Genomic DNA, 13774 nt, shown 5'->3' on the forward strand with positions numbered 1-13774 from the left:
AGGAACCATATGAAAAACAAAGTAATAATAACAGCGGCAATGTCCGGCGCCGGAACATTCAAGCAGAACAATCCCGCTGTCCCCTATGCTCCCGAGGAATTTGCCGCTGAAGCCGAGAAGGCTTATAAAGCCGGGGCTGCCATGGTCCATGTTCACGCAAGGGGGGATAATGGCATTGCAACCCATGAGATAGACCGCATAAAGGCTACCCATGATGCTATTAAGGAAAGAATTCCTGAACTGATTGTCAATTTAAGTTCCGCAGTAGGGCCCGCCGCCACTCCGGAACAGCGTATTGAGCAGATAATTGCAATCAAGCCGGAAATGGCATCCCTAAACACGAATACAATGAATTTCGCCGTGGCTGACAGAAAGGGAGGTAATGTCCTGGTTGAATTCATCTTCACGAATACCTTTGCCATGTTCAGGGATTTCGGCAAGGCGATGGAAGAGAATGGTGTTAAACCGGAGATAGAAGTCTATGACATCGGGGGCCTTGATAATTTCTTACTGATTAGAAAACAGGGAATCTTCACAGAACCATATAATGTCAATTTCGTATGGAGTGTTGCCGGGGGGCAGGCTTTCCGGCCCGATGCTTTTGTCACCATGGTGAATTCATTGCCCGGCAATGCCAATTTTACCGCGTGTGGCATAGGACATGACCAGTTTTTTGCAGGCATGCAGTCATGTATTCTCGGCGGGCATATCCGTGTCGGCCTTGAGGACAATGTCAGAATGCCCAATGGAGAGCTGGCCAAAGGCAGCTATGAACAGGTTGAATGGGCTGCTGAAATTGTCAGGTCCCTGGGAAAAGAGCCTGCTACCCCTGATGAAGCCAGGGAGATCATGGGACTTGCAATACAGGGATAGACAGAAAGTCTCTGTCTGTAATTCCTTTACCCTTCAGGATCGGAATGAGTTTTCTTTTACTCATCTCGATCCTGAATATCCCGGCAATCATTACACTTTGCTGAGGAACTGATTTTTTGAAAGGATAAAAGATATGACAACTAAATCAAAAGTAGCTGTAGTTAAGGGTGACAACCCTCAGAAAATGATAGAAAACGCATTGTCCCTTCTGGGAGATATTACAGAAATAATACCTCTGGGTAGAAAGATTATCCTGAAGCCCAATGCCGGGCATGCAAGCGGTCCGGAAACCGCGGTCAACACCTCCCCTGAATTTTTAAGAGGAGTAATACGTGTCGTAAAGAAAACCAATCCCACAGAAATCATTCTTGCTGAGTCGTCCGCTGTCGGTGAGAAGACCATGAAATGCTTTAAAATAAGCGGCTTAATGAAAGTAGCGGAGGAGGAAGGTGTTGACCGAATCGTTGATCTCAAGTCCTACAAACCCCTGATTCGAAAGCCCATTGATATTCCCAGCAGTGAGATCGATTATGTTGACCTGCCCGATATTCTGTTGAATGATGAATACTTTTTCATCAACCTGCCGATTTTCAAATCTCATACCAGCATGGTGTATAGTTGTGCAATGAAGAACCTTAAGGGGATTGTACAGGACCGCCATCATATTATCATGCATGCCACCAACCTGGTGGGCTCACTGGCCGATCTGAACGAGTTGATCCAGCCGGACCTGACTATAGTTGATATGATCAATCCCCAGGAAGGATTTGGCCCCCATGCAGGCACACCGGTTCATGTAGGCTGTGTACTGGCAGGAACAGATACCCTTGCAATCGACGTTGTGGCATGCAAGATTGCCAGTCTTCCTTTGGATCGAATAGAGTATTTCCCTGACATGGCCGGGCGCAATATAGGCAATTACAAGGATGAAGATATAGAATTGCTGGGTGAGCCGATTGAAAATGTAAAGAAAAAATTGTACCTGCCCTACCTTGAAGGATTCAAGATATTCCCCGAATACAAGGTGCATGTGGGTAAAGCCTGCAGTTCCTGCCAGGGCCTGGTTTCCTTTAATATCGTCAGGTTGAAATCACTGGGGAAGTATGAAGAGTTATCGGGAAGCCAGATAATTACCGGCACACTGCGTGACAAGAAAGTTCCCGCAGAATTCGATTTAAATAAACCTATATTCCTTATGGGACAGTGCGGCATTAAAAACCAGAAATTCCTGGAGGAGGCAGGAGCTAAGAAAATATATCGGGTCTTCGGATGCCCTCCAGGAGAGCCTACCCTCTCATGGACAATGATGGATCGGAAAGAATGGGATACGAGAGCAATAAACAAAAAGAACCTTTCTCTATTGGATAAATTGAGGCTTGCACCCATGGTAGTGAAAGTAAGAGCCAGGATGGCTTTTGAAACCAAACTATTTATGAGGTGGCTGGAAAACCAGAAGAAAGCTGAATGATACTATAAAAAGAAATACATAAGGAGTGACATTATGGATAGAGAATACATATACATAGCAAAAAAGTTGCTAATTAATCCTTTAAGGGTTCCAAGGCACAATGGAGAATTTACAGCTTCTTTTATAGAGTATCTGAAATTGCTCTATACACCGGAAGAAGCAGGCATTGTAAAACATCTGTCGCCACTACCTGTTTTCACTTCCACTGAAGAGTTGGCACATAAAACGGGCCTTGAAGAAAAAAAAGTCACGGAAATTCTTGCTTCTCTTCTCAAAAGGAATCGCCTGACAGGTATGGGCAACATGTTTGCCCTGTCGCCAATACCGATTTTGTTAAACATTCATCAATTCCATAATGAAACAGAAGCGGATGACCTGAAAGCGGCAGCGCTCTACCTGGATTTTTTTATAGAGAAGACATACAGCAGGTACTATGAGACATCAGAAAAAGGCACTCCCATTTTCAGAGCAATTCCTGTCGGCAAAACAATTGAAACAAAGGAGAGAGTTCTCTCATATGAAGAGGCTGAACAATACATCAGATCAATGAAACATGACAACTTTTGCCTGGTTCCTTGCCCCTGCAGAAACCGTATGGAGAAGCTGGGAATTCGTGAATGCAAGAATAAATTCGATATAGCATACTGCCTGATGCTCGGTATTTCAGCAATACATTTTCAGTCCATAGGCATGGGACAGAAGGTGACCAAGAACGAGGCGGTCAGCTATGTGAAGGAGATGATTGACAAAGGTCTTATCTGCAATACCGACAACGCCATGGCAAAGAATTCCATAATCTGCCTATGCTGTGGATGCTGCTGTTCACAGGTTCGTGGAAGAACCCGGTGGAATAACATGGACGCTGTTGCTCCCTCTAATTTTATTCCCCGGTCCGATGATAACTGCCTTGCCTGTGGAAAATGTGAAAAGCGCTGCATGCTGGGCGCCATTACCATTGATAAGACGGAAAAGAAAGTTATCATTGAAGAAGAGAAATGTATTGGTTGCGGTGTTTGCGCTGCCGGCTGTACCAGGAATGCCCTGAAACTGGTAAGACAAAGAGAAAATGAGCCCTTTGCCACATCGGGCAAAATGTTGAAAGTAATCGATTCGGAGAATTTATTATAATTATCAGCAGAAAGTTCAGGGCAGGCGGGGCTTTTGGTAAATTTTCATGCGTCAAAAAATTCAATTTTCCCGACACCCAGCGTTCCTTGTCCCAGCCCTGATCCCGTGCCGTGCACAAAAAGGCCGCCGGTACTCCCGGCGGCCTCTCGTATCTTTCTGCAATAATTATCCGCCTTTACTTCTTCCCGTACCCGATGCCCGACAACGCATCGCCGATCTCGGTAAGAATAACCGGGTCGTCGATGGTTGAAGGAACCGTGTACTCCTGGCCATCGGCGATCTTCCGCATGGTGCCGCGCAGGATCTTCCCGGAACGCGTCTTGGGAAGGCGCTTCACTATCATGGCCTGCTTAAAGGCCGCCACGGCGCCTATCCGGTCGCGCACCATCTGCACCAGGTCCTTCAGAATATCATCATGACTCTTCGTCACCCCTTCCTTCAGGACAACGAACCCCATGGGAAGCTGGCCCTTGAAATCATCGGCAACACCGATGACGGCGCACTCCGCCACATCGGGATGCGTGGAAATGACCTCCTCCATGGCGCCCGTGGAAAGGCGGTGACCCGCCACATTGATGACATCATCGACGCGTCCCATGACATAGACATAGTCGTCCTTGTCGATATATCCGCCGTCTCCCGTGAAATAATAGCCAGGGAAGGGGTCCATGTACGACTCCTTGTACTTCTGATCGTTCTGCCACAGCGTGGGAAGCGTACCGGGAGGCAATGGCAGCTTTATGACAACCAGCCCCTCGGTGCCCGCCGGAAGTTTTTTACCGTCGGCATCGATGATCTCAACGCTGTAACCGGGAACGGCCTTGGTGGGCGAGCCCGGTTTTATTTCGAACTGCTCCAGTCCCATGCAGTTGGCGGCGATTGGCCAGCCCGTCTCGGTCTGCCACCAGTGGTCCACAACGGGCCGCTGCAGCATATCGCTGGCCCAGTGATAGGTGTCGGGATCGAGGCGCTCACCGGCAAGAAAGAGGGTCCTGAAGCAGGAAAGATCATATTTCTTCAGGTATTCGCCGTTGGGGTCTTCTTTTTTTATGGCCCGGAAGGCCGTGGGGGCTGTAAATAAAACCTTTACGTTATGCTGGTTGATGATTCTCCAGAATGCCCCGGGGTCCGGGGTTCCCACGGGCTTTCCCTCGTAGAGTATGGTGGTGTTCCCGTTCAGGAGCGGCGCGTACACGATATAGGAATGTCCCACGACCCAGCCAACGTCGGAAGCGGCCCAGAAGACCTCGCCGGGCTGTACATTGTATATGTTCTTCATACTCCACTTCAATGCCACGGCATGGCCGCCGTTATCGCGGACAACGCCTTTGGGCAGACCCGTGGTGCCCGAGGTATAAAGGATATAGAGCGGGTCCGTGGCCTTGACCTGGACACAGGGTGCCGGGGATGCCTTTTCCATTGCTTCTGTCCAGTCCAGGTCCCTGCCGGTCGCGAGGGATGCCGTGGCCTGCTCGCGCTGAAGGATGACGCATTTCCCCACCTTGTGGGAAGCCAGGCTGATGGCCTTATCAAGGAGCGGCTTGTATTCTATGATCTTCTTGCCTTCGATGCCGCACGAGGCCGAAACAATGAGTTTCGGTTTGGCGTCATCTATCCGTATAGCCAGCTCGTTTGGAGCGAATCCACCGAATACGACGGAATGTATGGCGCCGATTCGCGCGCAGGCCAGCATGGCCACGGCAGCTTCGGGAACCATGGGCATGTACACAATGACGCGGTCGCCCTTTTCTATCCCCTGGGAACGGAGCACTCCGGCAAAACGCGAGACCAGGTCCAGCAGTTCCCTGTACGTATATTTTTTGACAGTCCCTGTAACAGGGCTGTCATAGATAATAGCGGTCTGATCGCCGCGGCCCTTTTCCACGTGAAGATCAACGGCATTATAACAGGTATTCATCTCACCATCGACAAACCACCGATAAAAGGGAACATTGCTGTCGTCCAGAACCTTCGAATAATTTTTTGTCCAGACAATATCTCCGGCAGCCTTTCCCCAGAAAGACCCGGGGTTGCTTATGGACTCTTCATACGCCTTCTGGTATTCTCCCATAAAGAACGCCTCCTGATGTTTTATTTTTTTATTTATGTAATATTTTCCCGGGTCCCTTCATCTGAACCTGAAACCTGAGGGGTTTCTATTCATCAAAAACAACCCTGAATTTATATTTGTTTTCCACGAAATAAGTCCAGACGATCTCCACGGGGCCGCCCTCTTTATCATACACCGACGTATTAACCGTGAGGACCGGATCGAGCACCGCTATCTGGAGGCAGTCCGCTATCTCGGAGCTGGCCCGCGTCACTTCAACTTCATGCCTGACAGTGCCGAGCCTGATATTGCAGACGCTTTCCAGGGTCTCCAGCATGGTCATATCCCTGAGATGCTGCTTTTCTATCATGCCGCCGATGTGCCGCGGCAGATAATTCACCGTGTAGCTCATGGGCTCCTGCTTGCTGAACCGCAGACGCCGGAACACCGAGACTTTTTCATCGGCCGAGAGACCGAGAAATTCCGTTATGTCAGGGCCCGCATTCTGCACCGTGTTTGACAGCACGCGCACCGTGGTTACATCTTCTATATTGAAGATCTGGCGGTTAATACCCACCAGCTTCTCCTGCCGCACCCCCCGGGCCTCCTCGGTCCAGAAGGTCCCCTTTCCCTGCTTGCGGATAATGAAGCCTTTACCGTGAAGATGATCCAGGGCCCTTCGTATGGTCGTGCGGCTCACACTGAATATCTCCCGCATTTCCTCCTCGGGCGGAAGATTTCCTAGGGGCTTCATCTCTCCCCTTTTCAGCATATCAAGAAGGTAATCTGCTATCTGGTAATGCAGCGGGATCTGTCTGTTATCGAACCTGACTTTATCCATATTCATCGTATTGTTTATTTGTATCTACATTGATACAAATAATAATCCTCCTTTTTCATGTCAATAAATATTTCTGATTCTCAATATCTGCTTCACATTCTTCCTGTAAACTCTTCTTTTTATTCATTTCAACCCGTTGAATCGGGCGAAATCAGTCAACATATTCCCAGGTGCGGTAAATAATTACATTAATACTATTGACACAGGGGCTATCTTTTCTACTCATAAGTTTAAAATTTACTGGTTTTGCCGTATAATTGATGCATAATTGACTAACGACTTCAGGCAGGACAACAGTTGCCGAACCAATACAGGAAGAGTATACCATGATAAAAAAGGGAATCCGCGATAAAAATACTGCACCCGGCCCCAGGGGCGATAAAAATATTACCTACAGGAAAGACCTGGAGAAAGTCCTGTCCATGATGCGAAAGGGAAAGCTTGAGGGAGCCCTGCCCGCTGCCCGGGATGGCCATGCCCGTGGAATTGAACTGAAGGACCCGGCGGGAACATCACAGCTCCTGTTCATTCTCAACGAGCTCCAGCACTATGATGAATCGGCGCTCCGGGCCCGCGAGTTCTGGGAGAAATCTCCCGTATGGGATGAGACTGTCTTTGCCAATTCACTCTGCGCCTGGGTCTCGGCCGGCGATAGTTTCCTGAAGGACGCCCGGGCCCTGCTGAAAAAATACCGCTTCGATTCCCTGGACGACTGGCGCCGCAAATTCGAATCCTTTGAGTACACTCCTTCGCAGATAACCTATATTTTCAACGCGGCCCTGGTGTTCCACCACACCAAGCAGGATACAAAAGCCCGATCCCTCCTTACGGAGATTCTGGGCCACATCGTTTATCACATTGATACAACCACGGGAGGCAGCCGGGATCTGACCGATGATCAGGTTGAATACTTCGCCCTGTTCCTGTCCCTCATCGGAGACAGCACTGAATTCAGCTCACTGACTGAAGATAACGGATTCATTGAACTGCATGATATTATTTATGCGGAATAAAAAATAAACCTCCATTAACTCCGTGTCTCCAGCGAGCTGCTGCGAGTGGGTGGTGATATTAAAACACTACATCGGTAACACGCCGGCTCCATATATTCTCAGTATAAACTCTCAACGGGGATAATTTTATGAACACAATCTTTCGCCGGGCCTTCAGTCCCGCCATCATACTTGTTACGGCCGCCATGATTATCACGGCCTGGAACCCGCTTATGGGGAGGGAGAAAAAATTTTATTCCGATCCGCGTACCTATGCCAGGGCCGAAGTAATGAAGATTGAAAAAATTGACGGTGCACCGGGATCGCATGATGTGGAGACCAGGGTCCATCTGAAAATAGTAGACGGCGACCGCAAAGGCGAGACCTTCGTTTCTGTTTACCGCGGCGCGGACGAAATGCCCGAGGGAATGTTCTACCGTGAGGGAAACACGGTCTTCATCGGCATTTCCAAAATCGAAGGTTCCGATATAAATGAATTCATTTCCCTGTACGATGTTGATAACACCGGGGGCATTATCGCCCTGGGAATTCTTCTTTTCATCACGATCATCATCGTGGGCAGACTCAGGGGCATCATGTCCATGATATCCCTGATCGCCACAATCATCCTGATCTTTTTCATCCTCATCCCCATGACACTCAAAGGTCACTCACCGCTGCCTATCGCCGTAGCCATCTCCCTCTTTGCCATGGTCGTCACCATACCTATCATTGTGGGATTCAGGATTAAAGCAGTGGCCGCCATCCTGGGCGGCTCACTGGGCATCATCCTCGCAACAATACTTTCCCTGTTATGCGGCCTTTTTATGCACCTTTCCGGCATAGTAACCAATGAAATGATGACCGTCTTTTACGCCTCGAATGTCGACGTTGACCTGCGGGGACTTGCCCTGGCCGGAATCGTCATAGCGGCCCTTGGGGCAATCATGGACGTCTGCATTTCCATCGCCTCGGCCGCCGAGGAAATATTCCGTGTGCATCCGGAAATATCGACCCGCGAAGCCTTCAGGTCAGTCATCACCGTAAGTTCCGACATGCTGGGTGCAACGGTAAACACTCTTCTTTTTGCCTACGTGGGAAGCGCCCTGCCCATGGTTCTTCTCATCGCCATGCGCATCCAGCCTGATATGCCTATCTGGCTCATATTCAACTACAATCCGGTTTTAAGTGAGCTGGTTAAATCCGCCGTGGGGTGCATAGGAATGTTTCTCAGCATGCCGGTAACGGCGTTTATTTCCATACACCTGCACAGGAGACGGCAGGCCCGTACTTCACAGGCATAAGAATTCACGAACAGAAAAAAGAGAAGTCAGCCACGGAGACACAGGGACACAGAGAGTCTGGATGTATAACAGCGTATATGCTGCAACTAAAAATGAAAAAGCAGACCGGAAAAGGCAAGATATACGAAGACAATAGCAAACGATGTATGCTGGATACGCACTGATATAAACATTAATTTTTATATAGGAAAAGAATTCCTCACTAATAAAGCGGCCTGATAACGTCGAATTCCACAATGCCCTGAATTATTTCCTCAACCTCGGACTGTTTCTGCGAAGGAAAGCGGATGCAGACGCCGCAGTTGGAACTGATATGGCGCGGCACCGGGATGAGTTTATAGGGAGTCCCCTTCTGCTTCAGCAGCCGGTCGGCATACATGGCGCAGTTCACGGAGTGAAAAAGGACCACGTGATATGATTCGGTGCTTATCATACCGATATGACCTTCCCGGACCCTGTCATTGCCTCGGCAATATCATACATGTTCGATACGATTCCGGCACCAAGCTGGTCGGTGATGCCGAAGAAGTTCAGGCAGGTGCCGCAGACCAGCACTCTCACACCGCTCTCCTCCAGGGCCTTGATGTCAGCTACGACGGGTGAATCTTTCACGGTCAGCTTCACACCTGTGTTAAAAAATATAAGAATGCCGGGTCGGTTGTCTATTTCCGTCACGGTGTGCATAAAGCTTCGCATGAGGATCGCTCCCAGTTCCCGGTCGCCGCGTCCCATGACGTCTTCGGAAATCACCACTACCGGGGGTCCCGATACCGCTTCACCGGGCGCAGGCGATTTCTCAGCGACAGCTGTCTCGCCTTTTTCGGCTGAAATATAGATGCCATCAGGTTTTTCGGCAATATTGAAGGAACATCCCAGGGAGGACAGGAGCCGCTTCACATTTTCCCGTGCTGTTTCATTGTCCACTATAACCGTCAGGGAATCGTGCTTTTCCAGTGCCTTTTTCGTATTAATAACGGGCTGCGGACAGGCAAGACCGCGGGCATCGACCTGAAATGACATGATTGACCTTCCTTACTTTCAATATTCAGTATTTCACGCTACATGAATAAGGTGCTGACACAGGGGAAAACTGTCAAGATAATAATCGATTTTTAGAATACTTAGTATTATATTTTATTGACTTCCTTGAAAAAACAAAATGGAACAACTACAAATAGTGTTGACTATGATCAGTCTTTTCTGATATCTTTGAACCCGGAAACGGAGGACTATGAATACTTCACCAGGACCACATCAAATGAGAACAATTCTATTTATACTTATACTCTGCTGCCTCACGGCAACCATGCCCCGGTGCAGCACCCCGCAGGGCAGGATAGCGGGCTCCTGGCACTGCCTGTCCCGCTCCAATCCCGATCCCTTTTTCGCGAAATCCCTGGAGGGAACGGGGTGCCCCATCATTGTCGAGTTCACGGAAAAGGGGGCCTTTACCTGGCGCGAAGGCACGGACCCGGTGATCACAGGAATCTGGCACAGCGAAGGAAACGTCCTGGTCATGGAAATACCCGGCGAGGAAAACATACCGCTGAAGATCCGCTTCGAGGGAAAACAACTCATCCTGGATACCAATGACGGGTTTACTTTTGTGATGACAAGGAAAAAGTGAAGGGAAAGATATCTGCCGGTACTATCACGCCCGCAGGCGCTCCCTGATAAAACTGCGGACCAGTATCCCCAGCAGCAAGGACATGATTATTTTATAGGCCATCATGAAAGGATTCCCGGGACTGTCCAGGCGGAAGCTGTATGCGTTGTAACTCACGAGATAGATGATAATCCACAGGGCCAGGAAGGAAAATATCGTTGTATAGATAGTCCTGTGTTTCGTCTTATTCACGGCGAAGATCAGGGCGGTGGAGAGCACTATCACCACCTCACCGGCATTGATGACATTGAACATATCCTTCCCCTGCAATGCGGATGGCCAGAAATATCCCGTCAAAAAGATGAAGCCGGAAATAAAAACGGGGATACCGGCAAACCGGGCAAAGACACCGTTGAAGACATGAACCAGGTGTACATATAAAACCAGATGTCCCAGGGCATACAGGGCGCAACCGAGAGTCATAGGCTCGCCGTGAACAAAATATTCACCCCCTATCCAGCTCGCCAGTACCAGGACAAAGGGGACAACATATCCCCTGTTTTTTTTCACACTGAGGATGATAAAAACCAGAACAAGGGCCAGGGCACAAACATAGATTATTTCAACGGCCTGCATCAATATACTCATGGCATTCCCCGCCTCATAACATTTTCCGCACCGAAATGATCCCGATGAAATTCTCCAGCAGCTGTTTCTGCAAATCTTCAGGCAGGCTTCCCAGCTCGCGCAGAAAATGAATATGATCATCGCTGACCCATGAGGGCAGTGATGATTTCAGCTCCGTGGTCCCATCTATGAAAAACCGCCAGAGCGGAATATCAAGCCTGCCGCAGACCTTTATAATCCCCTCCAGGGGAGGCAGGGCCATGCTCTCCCACTGCGACAGGTTGGGCGGCGTAATGCCCAGCTCCACAGCCAGATCTTTCTGGCTCAGTCCCGCCCTCTTGCGCAGATCTTTCAGTTTCTGTCCCAAGTTTTCCATATCAGGACCAGATAATCAGCAGAATGAAATAATTTAAAGCAAAATATTAAGATTTATTAAATTTTATAATTTTAGTTGACAAATTAATATTTATTTAATTATATAATATTTATTAAGATTTTATTATTTTTAACAGGGTGAAGGAAATGAACAAAGTGAAAAATACAATGAGCGAAATATCTATCATTGGGGCCATCGAAGAAAACCTCTTTGAGTATATCAGGCTTTTCGCAAAAAATGGTGTTAATGATTTCCATGAGGACAAGGAGGTGCTGCGTTTCATTTCGGATATCAATATCCCGTCCATGCAGTCCAATTCCATCTACAAACTGCATTTCAACGAAAATCAGAACATTGACAGTGCTCTGTCCCTGGCGCTGAAACCCTTCCGGGACGGGAAAAAACCTCTCTTCCTCACCGCAGGTCCCTCATCAAATTTCGCTGAAATAGCTCCTTATCTAAAAAAACAGGGGCTTATGCACGCACAGACCCAGAGGGGTATGGCCATGGATCTGGACAGTTTCAACAAAGAACTGTCACTGCCCCGGGAACTCACTGTAAAGGAAGTGGCAACCACGGAGGAACTACGGCAATGGCTCCGTATCTATACTGACGGATTTGACTACTCATCAAAACTGGCTGATTTTATCTTTAACAATTACGGGGAGATTTTCCTCGGCACTAAAAAGCCCGCACGGCATTATATCGCCTATTATAAGGGAAAACCCGTGGCCACGTCATCTCTTTTTGTCACCGGTAATGTAGCGGGCCTGTACAATATTGTTGCGGTACCGGAAGCCCGCCACAGGGGATTCGGTGAGGCTCTGACCCTCATACCCCTCATTGAGGCAAAAAAACAGGGATGCGTACTGGCCATTCTCCAGGCCACGGATATGGGGGCGGGGGTATACAGAAAACTGGGATTTGAGGAACTCTGTTCGCTGGAACTGTATATGAAACTCTATGGATCATCACAGATTACCTTTATCCTCTCCTATATGAAGAAAAAAATCATCAACTACCTCAGGTCCCTTTTCCCATTATGAATAACAATTACATTCAATACAAAAACATTTAAACAGTAAATAATTTTCCCCGCGACAGCATTGCTGTCATTTCACTCCACGCAGACACACAAAGGGGGCGTCCCTTTCAGAACACCCCCTTTGTAAATATATCGAAGGATAGTAGTGTTTGCGTCACATTCCTCCTTTTTGCCATAAAGGATTATTAAAGCCGCTGCACCTCAATTCGGACATTGCCGTTTTTGTTATTGTGGTTTACACAGTTCAGAAATGCCCGGGCCTCTGCTTCGTTATCATTAATCGCCTCGAGTGTCAAATGCTCAATGTGCTCCCCACTGGCATTGTCTATGCATATTGTTGTATATTTATCGGGTACGTCCCACATTAGTTTCATTGCTGATCTCCTTGTGAAAAAATATGGTGTTTTAGTATTATATATAATACTAAATTTTCATGCATTTGTCAAGCATATCAGGATATTTTTAATGCATTTCTGTAAAATAAGGAGCAGCCTTTCCTACCGTGGTCGAAGTTGTTCCGGTATGCCCGATTCACAGGGAACGCCCGTGGCGCAGAGGCCGCATCCATAGATAAAAATATGATATTTGCTGTTGCAGTAACCGAGAGTGCCCGCCACTTTTTTATAGCAGCCCTCCTTGTCGTGTCCCCCATCATCAATGGCGCCGACGGGACATCGCCGGGCACATTTCAGACACGGAATCCCCTGCCGGTGAAGACACCAGGCATGGATATCCCGGGGCCGCACCCTGTTTGGAGCCAGCTTCAGGTTTACCACAAAGCTGGCAAGGCGGTGGGCCACACCCTTTTCCGTAATAAGGAAATCCTGCATGCCGAAAGTCCCCAGGCCTGCGGCATAGGCTATGTGGCGGTGTGACCATGGTGACGCCCATCCCACGCCGGGGTATCTTTTTTTATTGAACATGGGTGTTACATCGGGGGAAACGGCCAGGACTCCATGATCCATGAAAAAGGTTACCAATTCCCTGACAAGGGTCTGGCTGAATATTTCTCCGAGAAGACGCGTCTGGGCCCACCGTTCCGCGGGCCATTGGGTCATATTCCTGTTGTCCTTCCGGGTCGCGGCCGATGCGGGAAGCACCAGGGCCACAACGGCAATGTCATCGGCGGCGGGAGCATCCACACCGTTCCTCTTAGCCTGCCATGCCATGATCTCATGGGGAGTAAAATGGTGGGGCCCGATGCTTGTTTTATATTCCTCAAAGATGGGATCACTGCCCGGAACAAATCCCACCAGGGGTTCATCAAAAATCCGCTCTCCATGAAAGGGATATTCAAAACAGTTCTCATCGTGAGAGAGGACCTTTTCCGCGATAGTCATTTCAAGCCACTCTTCGGTAAACAGGGATCCGTGCAGGCCCTGCGCCTTTTTGTTCAGCAGGGGCTGGGGCGGAAAACCGAATCCCCGCATTTCTCCTATGGCGTTCCGTATTCCCCTCAGATCG

The 13774-nt window shown here is 48.7% G+C and carries 15 protein-coding genes; 7 read left to right on the top strand and 8 right to left on the bottom strand.

Annotated elements, in window-relative coordinates:
• The first annotated feature begins 9 nt into the window (after window positions 1–9).
• From CVV44_11260 to CVV44_11270, 3 genes are all read left to right on the top strand, one after another.
• Window positions 10–873, top strand: a complete 864-nt coding sequence (locus CVV44_11260) for a 3-keto-5-aminohexanoate cleavage protein (GenBank protein PKL38457.1) — start codon at window positions 10–12, stop codon at window positions 871–873.
• A gap of 133 nt (window positions 874–1006) precedes the next feature.
• The gene (locus CVV44_11265; GenBank protein ID PKL38458.1) at window positions 1007–2341 is read left to right on the top strand and encodes a hypothetical protein; all 1335 of its coding nucleotides are present in this window, start codon (window positions 1007–1009) and stop codon (window positions 2339–2341) included.
• Window positions 2342–2374: 33 nt separating this feature from the next.
• Window positions 2375–3469, top strand: coding sequence for a hypothetical protein (locus CVV44_11270; protein ID PKL38459.1), 1095 nt, complete (start codon window positions 2375–2377; stop codon window positions 3467–3469).
• 175 nt (window positions 3470–3644) lie between these two features.
• Here CVV44_11270 and prpE read toward each other — a convergent pair whose 3' ends face one another.
• Complete coding sequence (prpE, locus tag CVV44_11275) at window positions 3645–5540, bottom strand: propionyl-CoA synthetase (GenBank protein ID PKL38460.1); 1896 nt, start codon at window positions 5538–5540, stop codon at window positions 3645–3647.
• A gap of 85 nt (window positions 5541–5625) precedes the next feature.
• Entirely contained in the window at window positions 5626–6366 is a 741-nt protein-coding gene (locus CVV44_11280; GenBank protein PKL38461.1) for a hypothetical protein, read from the bottom strand.
• A gap of 320 nt (window positions 6367–6686) precedes the next feature.
• Here CVV44_11280 and CVV44_11285 point away from each other — a divergent pair, with 320 nt between their 5' ends.
• The gene (locus tag CVV44_11285; GenBank protein ID PKL38462.1) at window positions 6687–7373 is read left to right on the top strand and encodes a hypothetical protein; all 687 of its coding nucleotides are present in this window, start codon (window positions 6687–6689) and stop codon (window positions 7371–7373) included.
• A gap of 128 nt (window positions 7374–7501) precedes the next feature.
• Complete coding sequence (locus CVV44_11290; protein PKL38463.1) at window positions 7502–8656, top strand: hypothetical protein; 1155 nt, start codon at window positions 7502–7504, stop codon at window positions 8654–8656.
• A 202-nt stretch (window positions 8657–8858) separates the two neighbouring features.
• Here the strand turns inward: CVV44_11290 and CVV44_11295 are convergent, their stop codons facing one another.
• Window positions 8859–9086: a hypothetical protein gene (locus CVV44_11295; GenBank protein ID PKL38610.1), complete on the bottom strand. Its 228-nt coding sequence runs from the start codon at window positions 9084–9086 to the stop codon at window positions 8859–8861.
• Window positions 9086–9676, bottom strand: a complete 591-nt coding sequence (gene yedF / locus CVV44_11300; protein ID PKL38464.1) for a sulfurtransferase-like selenium metabolism protein YedF — start codon at window positions 9674–9676, stop codon at window positions 9086–9088. The genes CVV44_11295 and yedF overlap by 1 nt, the downstream gene beginning before the upstream one ends.
• A 238-nt stretch (window positions 9677–9914) precedes the next feature.
• Between yedF and CVV44_11305 the strand changes: the two genes are divergently transcribed.
• Window positions 9915–10283, top strand: coding sequence for a hypothetical protein (locus CVV44_11305; protein ID PKL38465.1), 369 nt, complete (start codon window positions 9915–9917; stop codon window positions 10281–10283).
• A 24-nt stretch (window positions 10284–10307) separates the two neighbouring features.
• Here the strand turns inward: CVV44_11305 and CVV44_11310 are convergent, their stop codons facing one another.
• Both CVV44_11310 and CVV44_11315 read right to left on the bottom strand, forming a co-directional pair.
• Window positions 10308–10898: a hypothetical protein gene (locus CVV44_11310; GenBank protein PKL38466.1), complete on the bottom strand. Its 591-nt coding sequence runs from the start codon at window positions 10896–10898 to the stop codon at window positions 10308–10310.
• 25 nt (window positions 10899–10923) lie between these two features.
• Window positions 10924–11265 carry a hypothetical protein gene (locus tag CVV44_11315; protein PKL38467.1) on the bottom strand — a complete coding sequence of 114 codons (342 nt, stop codon included), beginning with the start codon at window positions 11263–11265 and terminating at the stop codon, window positions 10924–10926.
• A 146-nt stretch (window positions 11266–11411) separates the two neighbouring features.
• Between CVV44_11315 and CVV44_11320 the strand changes: the two genes are divergently transcribed.
• Window positions 11412–12311: a hypothetical protein gene (locus CVV44_11320; protein ID PKL38468.1), complete on the top strand. Its 900-nt coding sequence runs from the start codon at window positions 11412–11414 to the stop codon at window positions 12309–12311.
• Window positions 12312–12495: 184 nt separating this feature from the next.
• Here the strand turns inward: CVV44_11320 and CVV44_11325 are convergent, their stop codons facing one another.
• Window positions 12496–12684, bottom strand: coding sequence for a hypothetical protein (locus CVV44_11325; protein PKL38469.1), 189 nt, complete (start codon window positions 12682–12684; stop codon window positions 12496–12498).
• Window positions 12685–12807: 123 nt separating this feature from the next.
• Complete coding sequence (locus tag CVV44_11330; protein PKL38611.1) at window positions 12808–13674, bottom strand: epoxyqueuosine reductase; 867 nt, start codon at window positions 13672–13674, stop codon at window positions 12808–12810.
• Window positions 13675–13774: the final 100 nt, after the last annotated feature.

This window comes from Spirochaetae bacterium HGW-Spirochaetae-1 (genome assembly GCA_002839375.1).
In the GTDB taxonomy this organism is placed as follows: Bacteria; Spirochaetota; UBA4802; order UBA4802; family UBA5550; genus PGXY01.